The sequence below is a fragment of the Streptomyces sp. CA-111067 genome (assembly GCF_050956065.1).
In the GTDB taxonomy this organism is placed as follows: domain Bacteria; phylum Actinomycetota; class Actinomycetes; order Streptomycetales; family Streptomycetaceae; genus Actinacidiphila.
In genome coordinates, this window is sequence record NZ_CP192103.1 from 8,234,780 (window position 1) to 8,251,978 (window position 17,199).

Genomic DNA, 17,199 nt, shown 5'->3' on the forward strand with positions numbered 1-17,199 from the left:
TGGAACATGGCGCAGGCGGCCGGTACGACACTGGCGGACTCGGTACGGGCGGACATCGGCGCGTCGCTGGCCGCGACCGACGCGGAACTCGCCCGCCGCTACCCCGGCGACCCCGGCACCCGGCAGCCGGTGCACACCGTCTACGTGCCGGCCGACGCCTTCACCGCCGGCACCGTGCGCGAGTGGGGCGACCAGGCACTGGCCGCACTGGAGCGGCACGCGCCGGACGCCGCCGCCCTGGCGGCCGTCCTGGGGCTGCCGGACGAGTCGGCCGGGCAGGTCTACGACCGGGTGCGGGCCAAACTGGTCCGCGAGCCGGTGGAGGACCTGCGGATCGACTTCGAGGACGGCTACGGGGCCCGCCCCGACGACGAGGAGGACGCCGCCGCGGTCTCCGCCGCCCGGGTCCTGGCCGCGGCGGTCGCCGACGGCAGCGCCCCGCCGTACGCGGGTATCCGGATGAAGTGCATGGAGGCCGCGGTCCGCGACCGGGGCATCCGCACCCTCGACCTGTTCCTCACCACGCTGCTGGACGCCGGTCCGCTGCCCGCCGGGCTGCTGCTCACCCTGCCCAAGGTCACCTTCCCCGCGCAGGTCGCCGCGATGGCGCGGCTGTGCGCGGAGTTCGAGCGGGCCGCGGGGCTGCCGGCCGGCCGGATCGGCTTCGAGATCCAGATCGAGACCACCCAGTCCATCCTGGGCCCCGACGGCACCGCCACCGTGCCCCGGCTGATCGACGCCGCCGGCGGCCGCGCCACCGGGCTGCACTACGGCACCTTCGACTACAGCGCGGCCTGCGGGGTCAGCGCCGCCCACCAGGCGATGGACCACCCGGCCGCCGACCACGCCAAGGCGGTGATGCAGGTGGCCGCCGCGGGCACCGGCGTACGGCTCTCGGACGGCTCGACCAACGTCCTGCCGGTGGGCGGCACCGAGCAGGTGCACGACGCCTGGCGGCTGCACTACCGCCTCACCCGCCGCTCGCTGGCCCGCGCCTACTACCAGGGCTGGGACATGCACCCGGCCCAGCTGCCGACCCGCTACGCGGCCGGCTACGCCTTCTACCGCGAGGGCCTGGACACCGCCGCCGCCCGGCTGGCGGCCTACGTCGCGGGTTCCGGCGGCAGCGTCATGGACGAGCCCGCCACCGCCCGCGCGCTGAGCGGCTACCTGCTGCGCGGCCTGGACTGCGGCGCGGTGGACCCGGCGGAGATCACCGACCGCACCGCGCTGACCCGCGAGCAGCTGGACACGCTCGCGGGCCGGTAGGCCGGGGGCGGAGCCCCGCCGCGGGGCCGTGCCCGGCCGCGCTCAGGACGGCGGGATCTCGCCGGACCCGCGCGGGATCAGCCGGGCCGGCAGCTCCACCCGGTGCGGCTCCTCCGAGGTGATGCCGTCGAGGCGCCGGAAGAGCAGCTGGGCGGCGCTGCGGCCCATCCCGGGCGCGTCCTGGGCCACGACGGTGACCGCCGGGTCGAGCAGGTCGGCGAGCTCGAAGTCGTCGAAGCCCACCAGCGCGATCGGCTTCGGCCGGGCGGACAGCACCCGCACCGCCGTGACGGTGACCCGGTTGTTGCCGGCGAACAGCGCGGTGACCGGCTCGGGCCCGGCCAGCATCGCCGCCAGCGCGCCGCGCACCCGTTCCGGCGTGGTGGGCCCCATCGAGCACCAGTCGGGCCGGATCGGCAGCCCCGCCGCGGCCATCGCCTCCTGGTAGCCGCGCAGCCGCTCGCCGGCGGTGTGGATGCCGGGCAGGTCGCCGATGAAGCCGATCCTGCGGTGGCCGTGCGCGATGAGGTGGGCGATGCCGTCGCGGGTGCCGCCGGCGTTGTCGGTCAGCACCACGTCGACATCGAGCTTGCCGGCCGGCCGGTCGACGAACACCGTGGCCACCCCGGCGTCGATCTCCGGGCTCAGATAGCGGTGGTCGTCGCTGGCCGGCACCACCACGAGGCCGTCCACCCGGCGGGCGCAGAACGCCAGCACGAGCTCCTGCTCGCGCCGCGGGTCCTCCGCACTCGAACCGGTGAACAGCAGCGCCCCGTGGGTGCGGGCCACGTCCTCCACGGCCCGGCTGAGGGCCGCGTAGAAGGGGTCGGCGAGGTCTTCGAGCACCAGCCCGATACTCGCCGTCCGCTTGGTCCGCAGCAGCCGCGCGCTGTCGTTGCGCCGGAAGCCCAGCGCGTCGATCGCGGCCTGTACACGGGCGACGGTGTCGGGTGTGACACCCGCTTCTTCGTTCACCACCCGCGACACGGTCTTGAGGCCGACGCCCGCCCTTGCGGCGACATCCTTCATGGTGGGGCGGGGGGCACGTCCAGGAGTATGGGTCACGGTCGTAGTATTCCCTCCTGCAAGAGATAGACAACGTTGTCACAATCAGGTGAGACTACCTTCGGTACTGCCCCCGGGTAACCCGGACGGCGGCGGCCCGAGCAGAAGGGCCGCTGACCGGTGACGGCGGACGAACAAAAGAGGGAGACCCCCGAGCGATGCACCCCCACGGCGCGACCGGTCAACTGATGGCCGCACTGGACATCGGCGGCACGAAAATCGCCGGCGCGCTGGTCGACGCGGAGGGCCGGCTGCTGATCCGGGCACTGCGCCCGACCCCGGCCGGCCGGGACGGCGAGACGGTGATGCGGGCCGTCACCGAGGTCGTGGCCGAGCTGAAGGCGGCGCCGCAGTGGCGGAACGCCATCGCCGTCGGCATCGGCAGCGCGGGCCCGGTGGACGCCGTGCACGGCACCGTCAGCCCGGTCAACGTGCCCGGCTGGCGGGACTTCCCGCTGGTGCCGCGGGTGGCCGAGCAGGCCGACGGGCTGCCGGTCGTGCTGACCGGCGACGGCGTGGCGATGACCGCGGCCGAGCACTGGCAGGGCGCCGCCCGCGGCTACGACAACGCGCTGTGCATGGTGGTCTCCACCGGGGTCGGCGGCGGCCTGGTACTGGGCGGCACGCTGCTGCCCGGGCCGACCGGCAACGCCGGACACATCGGCCACATCAGCGTGGACCTGGACGGCGACCTGTGCCCGTGCGGCTCGCGCGGCTGCGTGGAGCGGATCGCCAGCGGCCCCAACATCGCCCGCAGGGCCCTGGAGCGGGGCTGGCTGCCGCCGGCCGGCATCGAGGCCACCGCGCGGGCCGTCGCCGAGTCCGCCCGGCAGGGCGACCCGGTGGCGCTGGCCTCCTTCGACCGTGCCGCGCAGGGACTGGCGGCCGGCATCGCGGCCACCGCGACCCTGGTGGAGATCAACGTGGCGGTGATCGGCGGCGGGGTCTCGGGCGCCGGACCGGTGCTCTTCGACCCGCTCCGCGAGCACCTGACCCGCTACGCGACCCTGTCGTTCGCGGCCGGCGTCGAGGTGGTGCCCGCCAAGCTCGGCACGGACGCCGGCCTGGTGGGCGCGGCCGCCGCGGCAGGCGAGGCGCTGCACATCGACGGCTTCACCGGAACGGGCTGACCGGGCCGCAGGCACGACCCGGTCGCCTTCCGTCATCTGTTCATCCAGTCATCCCCTGTCACCGGGCCACCGGGTCCGCCCGGTGACCCGGTCCTCCCGGTCGTCCCTCAGCCCTTGCTCGAGCCGAGGGACAGGCCGGCGATGAACTGCTTCTGGAGCAGCACGTAGACGATCAGAGTCGGGACCGCCGCGATCATCGCGGCGGCCGCGATCAGGTTCTGGTTGCTCACGAACTGGCCCTGGAGGTTGGCGAGCGCCGAGGTGACCGGGCGCTTGTCTCCCGACGACATCAGGGTGATGGCCCAGAAGAAGTCGTTGTAGATCCAGGTGGTCAGCAGCGTGGCCAGCGCGGCGAGCGCCGGCCGGCACAGCGGCAGGGTGAGCCGCCAGAACCGGGTCCACATGCTGGCGCCGTCCACCATGGCCGCCTCGTACATCTCCTCCGGGATCGACTTCATGTAGTTGCTCAGCACGAAGACGCAGAAGCCGAGCTGGAACGCCACATTGATCACGATCAGGCCGAAGATCGAGTTGTACATCAGCTCGCTCTGCGCCAGGAAGTGCGGCAGCGGGATCTTCAGGTAGATCCGGAACAGCGGGGTGATGATCACCTGCTGCGGCAGCAGGTTGCCTGCCGTGAACACGATCAGCAGGGCGACGTTGATCTTGACGTTCACCCTGGTGAGGATGAAGGCCACCCCGGAGGCCAGGGCCAGCGTGATGACCACCGCCGGCACTGTGATCAGCACCGAGTTCCAGAAGAAGTGCTTCATGTCCGACTGCGTCCACGCCTGGCTGAAGTTCTTCAGCGTGAGGTGGTGCGGCATCGAGACATAGCCGTACTTGCTGGTGTCGGAGTACGGCCGGATCGCCACGTACAGGGCGAACGCGATCGGCAGCAGCCACAGCACCGAGGCGACGATCAGGAACAGCTGCGAGGCGATCTGGCCGTACGGCTTCTTCTTCGGGCGGGTGGACGCGGCCGGCGGTACCGGGACGCGCGCCAGTGTTTCCGTGGTCATCGCGTTTCCTCCCGGCGGAACGTCTGATAGAGAAAGACGCTGATCGGCACCAGCGAGATGACCAGCAGCACGACGCCGAGCGCCGAGCCGAAGCCGACCCGCTGGGTCTCACCGACGATGTTCGAGGTGACCAGCACCGAGAGCAGTTCGAGTCCGTTGAGGCCCTTGTTGGTGATGTAGACCAGGTCGAAGGCGCGCAGCGACTCGATGACCGTGACGACCATGATGACGATGTTGATCGGTTTCATGACCGGGAACACCACCCGCCAGAACGTCTGCCAGGCGTTGGCACCGTCCATCAGAGCGGCCTCGCGCAGCGTGGGATCGACCGCCTTCAGCCCGGCCAGGTAGAGCACCATCACGTACCCGGACTGCCGCCAGGTGGCCTCCACCAGCACCGCCCACAGGTTCAGATGTGGGTTTCCGAGCCAGTCGATGGCGTTGTCGTTCCCGTTCCGGCCGATCACCGTGTTGATCAGGCCGAAGTTCTGCGAGTACATGAACTCCCAGATGATCCCGACCAGCGCCAGCGACAGCATCACCGGCAGGAACAGGATGCTCTGGTACATCCTGCTGCCCTTGATGCCGCGGTCGATCAGCACCGCGAACAGCATGCCGAGCGGGGTGGCGAACAGGATGAAGACGGCCAGCCAGATCAGGTTGTGCCGGACGGCCGGCCAGAACTCCGGGTAGGTCGAGACGGCCTGGTGGTAGTTCTGGATGCCGTTCACACAGCCGTTGTTGAGGATCGACGGCAGGTTGGGCTTACAGGTCTTCGTATGGAGGCTGCCCACCCCGTTCCACTTGGTGAACGAGAGCAGGATGGTGCCGATCGCGGGGAACCAGACGAACGCCAGGTCCAGCAGCAGCGGTATGCCAAGCAGCACGGCGACGACGATGCGGTCGCGCGTGGTCAGCCTGCGCACACCTCTGCGGCGGACCCGGCGCTCGGCCGTGACCGGCTCCTTGACCGGAGCAGGCGCCTGAGAGGTGGAGCTCATCAGCTGTAGATGTCCTTCGCCTGCTGTTCCGCCTTCTTCTGGATGCTGGCGATGTTGCTGGTGGTCGGCTCGTCGATGAAGTTCTGGATCAGCGAGATCATCGCGGTGGCCATCGCCGGGTCGGCGTCGCGGTCCATGAACTGCGCCACCGCCTTGCACTTGCCGATCTCCTCGACCGACTTCTTCTGGATGGCGTTGTACGACGGCACCTGCAGGCCGTTGGCCAGGCCGACGTCCCACTGGTCGGTCTTGAGGTACGAGGCCTCGGCGGCGCCGGTGCCGATGTACTCCAGGATCGCCTTGGCGCCGTCGGAGTTCTTGGCCTTCTTGCTGAGCATGAAGCCGTCGACCGGGGCGTCCATGTAGTCCTGGCCCCACTTGGGGTTGATCGCCGGGTAGACGAAGAAGTCCAGGTCGTCCAGGTTGGCCTTGTCCGTGACGTACTGGGCGGCCACCTGCGTGCTGCCCTGGAACATCATGCCGGCCTCCTTCTTCTCCAGGGTCTTGACCGCGTCCTGGAAGATGCGGCCGTTCGCGCCGGACTGCATGTAGGGCATGAGCTCGACCCAGTGCTGGAAGACCGTGTTGACGCCCTGGTCGGTCCAGGGGATCTCGTGCTTCATCAGCTTGGAGTGGTAGTCGTACCCGTTGATCCGCAGGTTCAGGATGTCGAACGTGCCGAGCGCGGGCCAGCCGTCCTTGTCGGCGAAGGCGATCGGGATGATGCCGTCGCCCTTCATCTTCTTGACCAGGGCCATGTACTCGTCCCAGGTGGTGGGGACGGTGTAGCCCTTCTCCTTGAAGTGGCTCTTGTTGTAGAAGACCACCCACGGGTAGTTGTAGAGGGGCACGAAGTACTGGTGCCCGTCCAGGCCGGTGGACAGCTTCTTGACGGAGTCGGAGAAGTTGCCGCCGATCTTGTCCCACACGTCGTCCAACTGCTGGGCCAGGCCCTGCGCCGCGAAGTACTGCATGCGGTAGCCGGCGAACCAGGTGAACAGGTCGTCCGGCGTGCCCTGCAGGTAGCTGGTGATGTTCTGCTGGAACGTGTTGTGGTCCACCGTGTTGATCTTGACGTTCACCTTGGTCGAGGTGGTCGCCGCACCGGTGAGGGCGGCGAACGCGGCCTTGACGGCGGGGTCGGAGTAGTTCGACCCGAAGGTGACGCTGCCGCCGGCGACGGGCTTGCTGCTGCCGCCGGAGCCCGTGGTCTTCTTGTCCTTGTCGTCCGAGCCGCCGCACGCGGTCAGCAGACCGCCGGAGACCGCGGCGAGACCTGCGGCGCCGGCCACTCCCCTGAGCAGATTCCGGCGGGTCGGTGACACCTCTGTGTCCTTGCTGCGACCCGACGAGTCGACGTCCGACATGGTGCCTCCATGTGTCTGTGGGCGTATCTGGGGGAGTGGGGGGCGGGCTGTGCGACGGAGCTGGATCTGTTGGGGGTTCGAGCGGCTCTAACATCAATCGATTTCCAACAGAAGTCATCAAGATGAAACGCCGTCCCCATCGCAGGGGTAGTTCTACGCCAGATACCAGGGGCCGTCAACGCCTTGCTGTGGATGCGTTGCCAGACCGGTATGTGACGTGGTCATCGGCCCTCGCATTTCTCAGTAGCCGCTGGCCGGGCAGCGTGTCGGGCTCTGCTGGGCGGAACCGGAAGCGTTGCTGGTCCGAGCGATATCGAACCGGATGCCACAACAAGCACCACGGCCGGAACGGCCGAACGGCGGGTGTCCGTGCGTGTGGGAGCCGGGAGGCCCCCGTGTGGGCCCGTTCGGGGCCGCAACGGGACGATCCGGCCTCTTTGCCGTCCCGGCCGCCCAGGCGGCAGCTGAGGCCGGTACGGGCCACCTCTGAGCGGCCGGAGTTTGCCGGTGCCGATGATCCGGGCAATTCGTAGGGGTCTACGGAGAAGGGGGCACCGTGATCATCTGGGTGAACGGGGCGTTCGGCGCGGGCAAGACCAGCGCGGCCCGGGCGATGCTGGACCTGGTACCGGAGAGCACCCTGTACGACCCCGACGTGCTCGGCGGCTGCCTGCGCCAGATGCTGCCGGAGAAGCGGCTCCAGGAGGTCACCGACTACCAGCAGCTTCCCATCTGGCGGCGGCTGGTGATCGAGACCGCCGCCGCCTTGCTGAACGAGGTCGGCGGTGTGCTGGTGGCTCCGATGACGCTGCTCCGGCAGGAGCACAGGGACGAGATATTCGGCGGCCTCGCGTCCCGCGGTATCGAGGTCCGACATGTGCTGCTCGATCCAGGAGAAACGATACTGCGCGAGCGGATCGCCGACCGGCAGGAGTATTCGGACAATTCTGAGGCGGCCGAGGCGGCGCGCCGCTGGGCGCTCGACCGGATCGCCGACTACGAGCAGGCGCTGCCCTGGCTCGCCCTTGACGCCTACACCGTGCCCACCGCCGGACTGACCCCGCAGCAGACGGCGCTGCTGGTGACCGAGGCGGTCGGCCGCGGTGAGGGGGCCTGCGGCATCGTCCAGACCCCGGAGCCGCGGGCCGAGACCGTGGCGGCCGGGGTGCTGCTCTTCGACGACGCCGACCGGGTGCTGCTGGTCGACCCCACCTACAAACCCGGCTGGGAGTTCCCCGGCGGCGTGGTCGAGCGCGGCGAGTCGCCGGCCCGGGCCGGCCGCCGGGAGGTCGCCGAGGAGCTCGGCATCGAGCTGACCCGCGGCCTGGAGCTCCTGGTGGTGGACTGGGAACCGCCCTGTCCACCCGGCTTCGGCGGCCTGCGGCTGCTCTTCGACGGCGGCCGGGTGCCCACCGCCGACATCGGCCGGCTGCTGCTGCCGGACGCCGAGCTGCGGGCCTGGCGGTTCGTCACCGAGGACGAGGCCGCCGCCCTGCTGCCCGCGGTACGCCTGGACCGGCTGCGCTGGGCGCTGCGCGCCCGCGAGCAGGGCCGCCCACTCAACCTGGAGGCCGGCCACCCGGCCGAATGAGCCCCGCCTGACCGACCCGCTGCGCCCCGCGCCCTCCGCCGCCGCCCGGGCCGGGTTGCGGCTGAGGACTCGCCGGGGACGGCTCAGGCCGTCGCGGCGGCCGACTTCGACTCCGCGTAACGGCGCAGGAAGACCGCCTCGGCCAGCGACAGCCGCTCCAGCTCCTGCGGCGAGACGCTCTCGTTGACCGCGTGGATCTGCGCCTCGGGCTCGCTCAGCCCGATCAGCAGGATCTCCGCCCGCGGGTACAGGGTGGCCAGTGTGTTGCACAGCGGGATCGAGCCGCCCTGCCCGGCCACCGCCAGCTCCTCGCCGTAGGCGTCCCTCATCGCCTCGGCCATCGCCGCGTACGCCGGGCTGGTCGTGTCCGCCTGGAACGGCTGGCCGCTGCCGCGCAGCGCCACCTCGACCTCGGCGCCCCAGGGCGCCGCCGCCCTCAGGTGCGCGGTCAGCAGCTCGGCGGTGCGCCCGGCCTCGAAGCCCGGCGGCACCCGCACGCTCACCAGCGCGCCCGCGGTGGCCTGCACCGACGGGGTGGCGCCGATCACCGGCGGCGCGTCGATGCCGACCACGGTCACCGACGGGCGTGCCCACAGCCGGCCGCCGATGCTGCCGGTGCCGGTCAGCCCGACCCCGTCGAGCACCTTCGCGTCCCGCCGGAAGTCCTCCTCCGGGTACTCGATCCCGCTCCACTCGCCCGACGCGTCGAGGCCGTCGACGGTGGTCGCGCCCGACTCGTCCCGCAGCGAGGCCAGCATCGCGATCAGCGCCGCCAGCGCGTCCGGCGCCACCCCGCCGAACTGCCCCGAGTGCAGGTTCCCCTCCAGCGTGGCCACCCGCACCTCCATCAGCACCATGCCGCGCAGCGTCGAGGTCACCGTCGGAGTGCCCACCCGGAAGTTCCCCGCGTCGCCGATCACGATCGCGTCCGCGGCCAGCAGCTCCGGGTGCGCCTCCGCGTAGCGCTCCAGGCCGCCGGTGCCCTGCTCCTCCGAACCCTCCACGATCACCTTGACGTTCAGCGGCGCGCCGCCGTGCTCGCGCAGCGCCCGCAGCGCGGTGAGGTGCATCAGCACCCCGCCCTTGCAGTCGGCGGCGCCGCGGCCGTACCAGCGGCCGTCGCGCTCGGTCAGCTCGAACGGCGGCGACAGCCACGCCGACTCGTCCAGCGGCGGCTGCACGTCGTAGTGCGCGTAGAGCAGCACGGTCGGCGCGTCGGCCGGCCCCGGCAGGTAGCCGTACACCGACTGGGTGCCGTCCGGCGTGTCGAGCAGTGCCACGTCCTGGAAGCCCTCGGCGCCCAGTGCCGCGGCCACCCAGCCGGCCGCCTTCTCGCACCCGCTCCTCGGGAACTGGCGCTCGTCGGCCACCGAGGCGTACGACACCAGTTCGGCCAGTTCGGTACGGGCGCGGGGCATCAGCGAGGCGACGGTCTCGGCGAGCGGGACGGACGGCATGGGCTCCTCCTGGCAGGAATCGCGTGGTCGGCGCGGTGGTTGGGACAGTGGTCGGCGAGTCCGACGGGTCGCTGCCGATGGTGCCACAGCGATTCCACCGCGAGCGGCGCAATAGGATGCGCTGAACAGGGGCGACGACAGCCGGTACGGCCGAGCGGGAGCGTAGACAGACGTGAGCGGTGAGCAGGCGGCGCAGGACAGCGGTGCGGGCGGCGAGAACGGGGCGCCGGAGGTCTGGGACGTCGTGGTGATCGGCGCGGGACCCGCCGGAGCGTCGGCGGCGCACGCTGCCGCCGCCACCGGACGCCGTGTCCTGCTGCTCGAGAAGGCCGAACTCCCGCGCTACAAGACCTGCGGCGGCGGCATCATCGGCACCTCGCGGGACGCGCTGCCCCCCGGGTTCGAACTCCCGCTGCGCGACCGGGTGCACTCGGTCACCTTCAGCCTCAACGGCAAGCGGACCCGCACCAAGCACTCCCGGCAGATGCTCTTCGGCCTGATCAACCGGCCCGAGTTCGACGCCGGACTGGTGGAGGCCGCCCGCGAGGCCGGCGCCCAGGTGCGCACCGGAGTGACCGTCTCCCGGGTCGAGCAGCACGGTCCCGGTGTGCCGGACCGCCGCACGGTGGCGGTGATCCTGAGCAGCTCGGGGAGCACCGGCGCCGCCCGGGACGAAGAGGTCGTCTACGCCCGGTCCGTGGTCGGCGCCGACGGCAGTGCCAGCCGGATAGGAGCTCATGTCGGGGTCAAGCTCGACCAGGTCGATCTGGGCCTGGAGGCCGAGATCCCGGTGCCCGCCGCGGTGGCGGAGGACTGGTCGGGCCGGGTGCTGATCGACTGGGGCCCGCTGCCGGGCAGTTACGGCTGGGTGTTCCCCAAGGGCGACTCCCTCACTGTCGGTGTGATCTCAGCCCGCGGTGACGGCAGTGCCACCAAGCGCTATCTGGACGACTTCATCGCCCGCCTCGGACTGGCCGGCTTCGAGCCGAGTGTCTCCTCGGGCCACCTGACCCGCTGCCGCGCGGACGACTCCCCGCTCTCCCGTGGCCGGGTGCTGGTCTGCGGCGACGCCGCCGGACTGCTCGAACCGTGGACCCGCGAGGGCATCTCCTACGCGCTGCGCTCGGGACGGCTGGCGGGGGAGTGGGCGGTGCGGGTCGCCGAATCGCACGACGCGGTGGACGCTCGCCGCCAGGCGCTCAACTACGCCTTCGCGGTGAAGGCGGGCCTGGGAGTGGAGATGGGCGTCGGCCGCCGCATGCTGACCCTGTTCGAGCGGCGCCCCGGCATGCTGCACGCCGTGCTCACCACCTTCCCGCCGGCCTGGCGGGCCTTCGCCGGGATCACCCGGGGCAAGAGCTCGCTGGCGGAGCTCGTGCGCACCCACCCGATGGCCCGTCGCGCCCTGGAGGCCGTGGACCGCGTCTGACCGCCCGCCGTCACTGGCCGTCGGCGGTGTGGACCTCGAAGACCGGGTGCTTGGGCGCTATCGCGCGCAGCTCCTCCTGCGTCGAATCCGGGCCCACCCCGTCGAAGAAGACCCCTACCTCGGCCTTCCAGCGCTTGAGGTAGGCGCGCAGGATCGCCGGCTTGTCGTCGTCGGAGATCTCGGTGGCGGTGAACTCCTGCACCCGCTTGCCCAGCAGCAGCTGGCCGCCGCCGGCCGCCCGCATGTTGTGGGTCCACTGGACGTGGCCGCGCGGCGCCACCAGGTACTGCTTGCCCTCCAGAGTCAGCAGGTTGACCGGGGTGCGCCGCCACTCGCCGCTCTTGCGGCCGCGGACCGCCAGCACCCTGGAGCCCCAGATGCTGAAGCCGCGCCGGGTCAGCCAGGCGACGCTGCGGTTCATGATGTTGACGGTGAACCAACCGGGCTTCTTGATGTGCAGTGCCTGCTCGGACATGGTGGCTACTCCGGTTCTGTGAGCGGTGCTCTCTGTTGTGAACAGTGTGCCAGTACCTCGGCTGAAAATGCAAGAGCACCGCTCTCCTTTTTGTCTGATGCTCTCCCGCCTGGCACACTGGCAGGCATGAGCGTGATCAGAGGAGCAAGGGAACGGGCCAGAATCGAAGTGACCGCGGCCATCAAGGAGGAGGCCAGAAAGCGGTTGGCGGCCGACGGCGCGTCGCAGCTCTCGCTGCGTGCCGTCGCGCGCGAGCTGGGAATGGTCTCCTCCGCCCTGTACCGCTACTTCCCCAGCCGCGACGACCTGCTGACCGCACTCATCGTGGACGCCTACGACGCGATAGGCGAGCGCGCCGAGCAGGCCCTCGCCGGCTCGCGGCAGGCCGACCCCTTCGACCGCTGGGTGACAGTGTGCCGCGCCATCCGCGACTGGGCGGTGGCCCATCCGCATGAATACGCGCTGATCTACGGTTCGCCGGTGCCCGGCTACGCCGCTCCCGAGGACACGATCGGACCCGCCTCCCGGGCCGCGTTCTGCCTGATCAACGTGGTCAGGGACGCCCATCGGGCGGGCCTGGCCGGCGATCCGCCCGGCAGGCCGCTTTCCGGCCCGGTCCGCGCCGACGCGGCCCTCCTCGCCGCCGAACTGGCCCCGGAGCTGCCCGTGCCGGTGATCGCCGCCCTGGTCGCCGCCTGGGCACAGGTCTTCGGGGTGGTCAGCTTCGAGGTCTTCGGGCAGTTCAACCGGGTGGTGGAGGCCCGCGGCGAGTTCTTCGAGCAGGCGGCCGCCGCGCTCGCCGTACAGGTCGGGCTCAGCGCGCCGGCCAACGCGGCGGCGGCCGACGGCGTACTCCCCACGAAGTAGCCGGGGTGCCCACGTGCGGCTGACGCCACGGCGCCGCAGGCCGCACTAGCGTGGACGCATGACGAGCGTGGTCGCATGACGCAGCAGGAACGGCCCGGTCCGCCGCGCCCCTTCTGGGCCGCGCGGCCGTCCTGGCTGCCCCCGGTCTGGCCGCCGGCCATCGCGCTCGCCTTCCTCCAGGTGGTCGTCACCAGCGCGATCCAGCGGCACCAGCCCGAGCGGGTGAGCCTGGACGCCCTGGGCTACGTCCTGCTGCTCGCCGGCCCCGTGATGCTGCTCTTCCGCCGCCGCTACCCGGTGGCCGTGGCCGCAGGCACCGCCGCGGTGACCCTGCTCTACGTCGCCCTCGGCTACGCGTACGGGCCGGTCTTCGCCAGCCTGGTCGTCGCCGTCTTCAGCGCGGTGGCCGCGGGCCACCGCAAGGCGGTGCTGATCATCGCCGCCGGGGTGCTGGCCGGCCACGCGCTGGCCGGCCAGTGGCTCTACCGCTGGCTGCCGCCGTCCGGCGACCACCGGGTGCCCTGGACGCAGCTGTCGGGGGCGGCGGCCTGGCTGCTCGCCGTGCTGGCCGCGGCCGAACTGTTCAGGGTCCGCCGCGAGCAGATCGCCAGAGACCGCAAGGCGCGCGCCGAGGCCGAGCAGCGGCAGGTGGACGAGGAGCGGATGCGGATCGCCCGCGAGCTGCACGACGTGCTCGCGCACAGCATCTCGCTGATCAACGTGCAGGCCGGCGTGGCCCTCGCGCTCATGGACGAGCGGCCCGAGCAGGCCCGTACGGCGCTGACCACCATCAAGGCGGCGAGCAAGGAGGCGCTGGGGGAGGTCCGCCAGGTGCTCAGCACGCTGCGCGCCCCCGGTGAGGCACCGCGGTCGCCCGCTCCCGGCCTGGACCGGCTGCCGGAACTGCTGGAGCAGGCCGCCTCCGCCGGGCTGCACGTGGAGATCGCGGTGGAGGGCGAGCGTGCCCCGCTGCCGCCGGGCGCCGACCTGGCCGCCTTCCGCATCGTGCAGGAGGCGCTGACCAACATCGTCAGGCACTCCGGATCACGCACCGCCCGGGTGCGGCTGGAATTCCGGCCCGACCGCGTGCGGGTGCGGGTGGACGACGACGGGCCCGCCGTGGCCGGCGGCGAGAGCGGCGGCGGCAACGGCCTGGTCGGCATGCGCGAGCGGGCCGCAGCCCTCGGCGGCACCGCCGAAGCGGGCCCGCGCCCCGAGGGCGGCTTCCGCGTCAGCGCCGACCTCCCGCTGACCGCCGCCGAGCCACCACTGCCGACCGGCCGCGAGCCGCGGCCCGACCGTCCGCCCGCCCGGCCGGCGCCGGACGACCGGCCCGAAGCACCGGGGGCGCCGCAAGCCGGCGACCACCGCGAACCCGCCGGCCATGACGGCCCAGCCCCCGGACCGTCCGGCCACGACGGCCCGGACCCCCGACCGTCCCGCCACGACGATCCGAACCCCGGACCGTCCCGCCACGACGACCTAGACCCCCGACCGTCCGGTCACGCCGGCCCGGACCCCCGACCGTCCGGTCACGCCGGCCCGGACCCCCGACCGTCCCGCCGCGACGATCCGAACCCCCGACCGTCCGGCCACGGTCCGGGCGGCACCGTCCGGACGAGCACCGCAGAGGAGCGCCGATGATCCGCGTCGTGCTGGCCGACGACCAGGCTCTGGTACGTGCCGGGTTCCGGGCGTTGCTGGACGCGCAGAGCGACATCGACGTGGTGGCGGAGGCCGCCGACGGCGCCGAGGCGCTGCGACGGGTGCGTGAACTGACCCCGGACGCCGTGCTGATGGACATCAGGATGCCGCTGATGGACGGGCTGGCCGCCACCCGGGACATCACGGCCGATCCGGCGCTCGCCGAGGTCAAGGTGGTCATCCTGACCACCTTCGAGCTCGACGAGTACGTCTTCGAGGCGATCCGCGCGGGCGCCTCCGGCTTCCTGGTCAAGGACACCGAGCCGGAGGAACTGCTGCGCGCGGTCCGCGCGGTGGTGGACGGCGACGCCCTGCTGTCGCCCGGCGTGACCCGCCGGCTGATCGCCGAGTTCGCCGCCCGGTCCAAGGAGCCGGCCGCGGTCACCGGGCTGGACCAGCTCACCGAGCGGGAGCGCGAAGTGATGGCCCTGGTCGGCATCGGCCTCTCCAACGAGGAGATCGCCCGCCGGCTGGTCGTCAGCCCGCTCACCGCGAAGACCCATGTCAGCCGGACCATGGTCAAGCTCGGCGCCCGCGACCGGGCCCAACTGGTGGTGCTGGCCTACGAGTCCGGGCTGGTGCGCCCCGGCTGGCTCGGCTGATCGCTCGACGGCGCACCGCCAGGACCGCCGGAGGAGGCGTCCCGCTGCCGCGGCACCCACGGGCCCGCGGCCGGATCGGGCGCCTCACCGTCAACCTGGAGCCCGGACCGCTCGGACAGTCCGGACCGCTCGGACAGCCCCGACGGCGCTGCGAGTTGACCGAGCCCGGCTGCGTCCTCGCCCTCCGCCTGCGCGGCCCGCCCCGTGCGTTCGTACCGCCGCAGGGTGACCGCGACCCGCCCGCAGAAGATCGCCGCCGCCACGATGACCGCCGCGGTGATCCAGCCCTCGCGAGCGGTGCCGTGCGCCGCGCCGGCCATGACGGGGCTGGTCAGCGCCAGAAAGCCGATCGCGGCGAGCACCGCACCGGTGGCAGCCGCGAAGACCATCTCGACGGTGACGGCGTCCCGTTCGGCTTGCGTACGGTTGCTGCGCATCCCCCGCTCCTCCCCGCGTGACCGTCGCGGTTCGTCCCAGTCTGCCATCAGGCGGGGGGATCCGCCGGAGATAAAGTCCGCGTCACCCGACCGTGAACGGGCCGCCCGGAACGGCCCGTTGGCCGACCCCGCACGCTCCCTCCTCGCGCGGGGCCGACCAGTTGGAGTAGACGGCCAAACGGCACCGTCCGGTTGCCTGGAACCTGAATCAGTCGCGTACCACGACCTTGTCCGCGTCGCCGGCCTCGTGCGAACCGCCGAGCAGCTGCGAACTCCCGTCCGCCGCTGCCTCCTTGGCGCGCGCCGCGTCCTGCTCGGAGGAGGCGACGAGCATGCCGTACGACGGCCGCCGGGTGCGGAGGCCGGACAGGATCAGCAGCAGGCCCGCGATGCCGATGCCGGTGACCACCAGCAGACCGGGGCGGTAGCTGTCCAGGATCGCCTGCTTGCCCGACGGGTGCTCGCCCGCGCTCGCGGTGACCACGGCCGTCACGATGGCCAGGAAGATCGCGCCGCCGACCTGGAACGAGGTGTTGAGCAGGCCGGAGACCATGCCCTGCTCCTCGTCCTTGACGCCGTTGGTGGCCTGGATGTTGAGCGACGGGAAGGCCAGCCCGAACGCGCCGCCGAGCAGCAGCATCGAGGGCAGGATGACCGCGGCGTAGCTCGGGTGCAGGTCGATCCGCAGGAAGAGCAGGTAGCCGGCGACCAGCGAGACGAAGCCGACCGCGATCACCCGCATGGTGCCGAACCGGTCCACGATCGGGCCCATCCGGGTGGACAGCACGGCCACCAGCGAGCCGGCCGGCAGGAAGGCCAGCGCGGTGTGCAGGGCGCTCCAGCCGAGCACGTTCTGCATGTACTGGGTGACCAGGAACTGGAAGGCGACATACGAGCCGAAGAAGGTGGCGCCGCCGAGGTTGGCCCTGACCTGGCTGGAGGAGCGCAGGACGCCGAGCCTGATCAGCGGGCTCGCCGAGCGCTGCTCGATGGCCACGAAGCCGGCCAGCAGCACCGCCACCGCGGCGAACGAGACCAGCGTGCGGGCCGAGGCCCAGCCGGCGTCGGACGCGGAGACCACGGTGAACACCAGCAGCAGCATCGCCGCGGTGCCGGTGAGGGCGCCCGGCAGGTCGTAGCCGCGGCCCTTGGTGCTCTCCCGCGGGCTCTTGGGGATCAGCTTGAGGCCGGCGATCAGCGCGATCAGCGCGATGGGCGCGGGCAGCAGCATCGTCCAGCGCCAGCCCAGCTCGGTCAGGAAGCCGGACAGCACCAGGCCCATCGAGAAGCCGGTGGCGCCGCAGCTGGAGTAGATGGTGAGGGCGCGGTTGCGTACCGGGCCCTCGGCGAAGGTGGTGGTGATGATGGACAGGCCCGCGGGCGCGGTGAACGCGGCGCTGAGGCCCTTGATGAACCGGCTGGCGATCAGCAGCTCGCCGGAGTCCACCAGCCCGCCGAACAGCGAGGCCACGGCGAAGACGCCGAGTGCGATCAGGAAGACGCGCCGCCTGCCGAGCAGGTCGGCCGCCCGGCCGCCGAGCAGCAGCAGGCCGCCGTAGCCGAGGATGTAGCCGCTGACGACCCACTGGAGCGAGGACGTGGACAGGTCGAGGTCGGCGCCGATCGACGGCAGCGCCACACCGACCATCGACACGTCGAGCGCGTCGAGGAACAGGGCCGCGCAGAGCACGAAGAGCGTGCCCCACTGGAGGGCACTCCATCGCGCTTCAGTGCTGGGGACGGTGGTTGACGGAGTAGACGGAGAGGTCATGACGAAGAGACT

The 17,199-nt window shown here is 71.8% G+C and carries 15 protein-coding genes; 7 read left to right on the forward strand and 8 right to left on the reverse strand.

What is annotated here, in order from left to right:
* The first annotated feature begins 6 nt into the window (after positions 1-6).
* Complete coding sequence (locus tag ACQPW6_RS36370) at positions 7-1,269, forward strand: DUF6986 family protein (RefSeq protein ID WP_433893993.1); 1,263 nt, start codon at positions 7-9, stop codon at positions 1,267-1,269.
* Between the two features lie 42 nt (positions 1,270-1,311).
* On the opposite strand, the gene ACQPW6_RS36375 is transcribed toward ACQPW6_RS36370, so the two are convergent.
* Positions 1,312-2,298, reverse strand: a complete 987-nt coding sequence (locus ACQPW6_RS36375; protein ID WP_433894774.1) for a LacI family DNA-binding transcriptional regulator — start codon at positions 2,296-2,298, stop codon at positions 1,312-1,314.
* Between the two features lie 194 nt (positions 2,299-2,492).
* On the opposite strand from ACQPW6_RS36375, the gene ACQPW6_RS36380 reads away from it, so the two are divergent.
* Positions 2,493-3,464, forward strand: a complete 972-nt coding sequence (locus ACQPW6_RS36380; protein WP_433893994.1) for an ROK family protein — start codon at positions 2,493-2,495, stop codon at positions 3,462-3,464.
* Between the two features lie 107 nt (positions 3,465-3,571).
* Here ACQPW6_RS36380 and ACQPW6_RS36385 read toward each other — a convergent pair whose 3' ends face one another.
* The 3 genes from ACQPW6_RS36385 to ACQPW6_RS36395 are packed head-to-tail and all read right to left on the reverse strand — an operon-like array spanning position 3,572 to position 6,791.
* The gene (locus ACQPW6_RS36385) at positions 3,572-4,486 is read right to left on the reverse strand and encodes a carbohydrate ABC transporter permease (protein ID WP_433893995.1); all 915 of its coding nucleotides are present in this window, start codon (positions 4,484-4,486) and stop codon (positions 3,572-3,574) included.
* The gene (locus tag ACQPW6_RS36390; RefSeq protein ID WP_433893996.1) at positions 4,483-5,487 is read right to left on the reverse strand and encodes a carbohydrate ABC transporter permease; all 1,005 of its coding nucleotides are present in this window, start codon (positions 5,485-5,487) and stop codon (positions 4,483-4,485) included. Before ACQPW6_RS36390 ends, ACQPW6_RS36385 begins: the two co-directional genes overlap by 4 nt.
* Positions 5,487-6,791 carry an ABC transporter substrate-binding protein gene (locus tag ACQPW6_RS36395; protein WP_433894775.1) on the reverse strand — a complete coding sequence of 435 codons (1,305 nt, stop codon included), beginning with the start codon at positions 6,789-6,791 and terminating at the stop codon, positions 5,487-5,489. The genes ACQPW6_RS36390 and ACQPW6_RS36395 overlap by 1 nt, the downstream gene beginning before the upstream one ends.
* A gap of 619 nt (positions 6,792-7,410) precedes the next feature.
* On the opposite strand from ACQPW6_RS36395, the gene ACQPW6_RS36400 reads away from it, so the two are divergent.
* Positions 7,411-8,445 carry an NUDIX domain-containing protein gene (locus tag ACQPW6_RS36400; RefSeq protein WP_433893997.1) on the forward strand — a complete coding sequence of 345 codons (1,035 nt, stop codon included), beginning with the start codon at positions 7,411-7,413 and terminating at the stop codon, positions 8,443-8,445.
* A gap of 83 nt (positions 8,446-8,528) precedes the next feature.
* Here the strand turns inward: ACQPW6_RS36400 and ACQPW6_RS36405 are convergent, their stop codons facing one another.
* Complete coding sequence (locus tag ACQPW6_RS36405; RefSeq protein WP_433893998.1) at positions 8,529-9,902, reverse strand: dipeptidase; 1,374 nt, start codon at positions 9,900-9,902, stop codon at positions 8,529-8,531.
* Between the two features lie 172 nt (positions 9,903-10,074).
* Between ACQPW6_RS36405 and ACQPW6_RS36410 the strand changes: the two genes are divergently transcribed.
* Entirely contained in the window at positions 10,075-11,331 is a 1,257-nt protein-coding gene (locus tag ACQPW6_RS36410) for a geranylgeranyl reductase family protein (RefSeq protein WP_433893999.1), read from the forward strand.
* Positions 11,332-11,341: 10 nt separating this feature from the next.
* Here the strand turns inward: ACQPW6_RS36410 and ACQPW6_RS36415 are convergent, their stop codons facing one another.
* The gene (locus tag ACQPW6_RS36415; protein WP_433894000.1) at positions 11,342-11,806 is read right to left on the reverse strand and encodes a nitroreductase family deazaflavin-dependent oxidoreductase; all 465 of its coding nucleotides are present in this window, start codon (positions 11,804-11,806) and stop codon (positions 11,342-11,344) included.
* Between the two features lie 126 nt (positions 11,807-11,932).
* Between ACQPW6_RS36415 and ACQPW6_RS36420 the strand changes: the two genes are divergently transcribed.
* From ACQPW6_RS36420 to ACQPW6_RS36430, 3 genes are all read left to right on the forward strand, one after another.
* Positions 11,933-12,673 carry a TetR/AcrR family transcriptional regulator gene (locus tag ACQPW6_RS36420; RefSeq protein ID WP_433894001.1) on the forward strand — a complete coding sequence of 247 codons (741 nt, stop codon included), beginning with the start codon at positions 11,933-11,935 and terminating at the stop codon, positions 12,671-12,673.
* A gap of 75 nt (positions 12,674-12,748) precedes the next feature.
* Positions 12,749-14,317, forward strand: a complete 1,569-nt coding sequence (locus ACQPW6_RS36425; protein ID WP_433894002.1) for a histidine kinase — start codon at positions 12,749-12,751, stop codon at positions 14,315-14,317.
* Positions 14,314-14,979 carry a response regulator gene (locus ACQPW6_RS36430; protein ID WP_433894003.1) on the forward strand — a complete coding sequence of 222 codons (666 nt, stop codon included), beginning with the start codon at positions 14,314-14,316 and terminating at the stop codon, positions 14,977-14,979. The genes ACQPW6_RS36425 and ACQPW6_RS36430 overlap by 4 nt, the downstream gene beginning before the upstream one ends.
* Here the strand turns inward: ACQPW6_RS36430 and ACQPW6_RS36435 are convergent.
* Together ACQPW6_RS36435 and ACQPW6_RS36440 are read right to left on the reverse strand one after the other, a co-directional pair.
* A complete protein-coding gene (locus ACQPW6_RS36435) occupies positions 14,940-15,416 on the reverse strand; it encodes a DUF6332 family protein (RefSeq protein WP_433894004.1) in 477 nt (158 codons plus the stop codon). The genes ACQPW6_RS36430 and ACQPW6_RS36435 overlap by 40 nt on opposite strands.
* A gap of 208 nt (positions 15,417-15,624) precedes the next feature.
* A complete protein-coding gene (locus ACQPW6_RS36440; RefSeq protein WP_433894005.1) occupies positions 15,625-17,187 on the reverse strand; it encodes an MFS transporter in 1,563 nt (520 codons plus the stop codon).
* Positions 17,188-17,199: the final 12 nt, after the last annotated feature.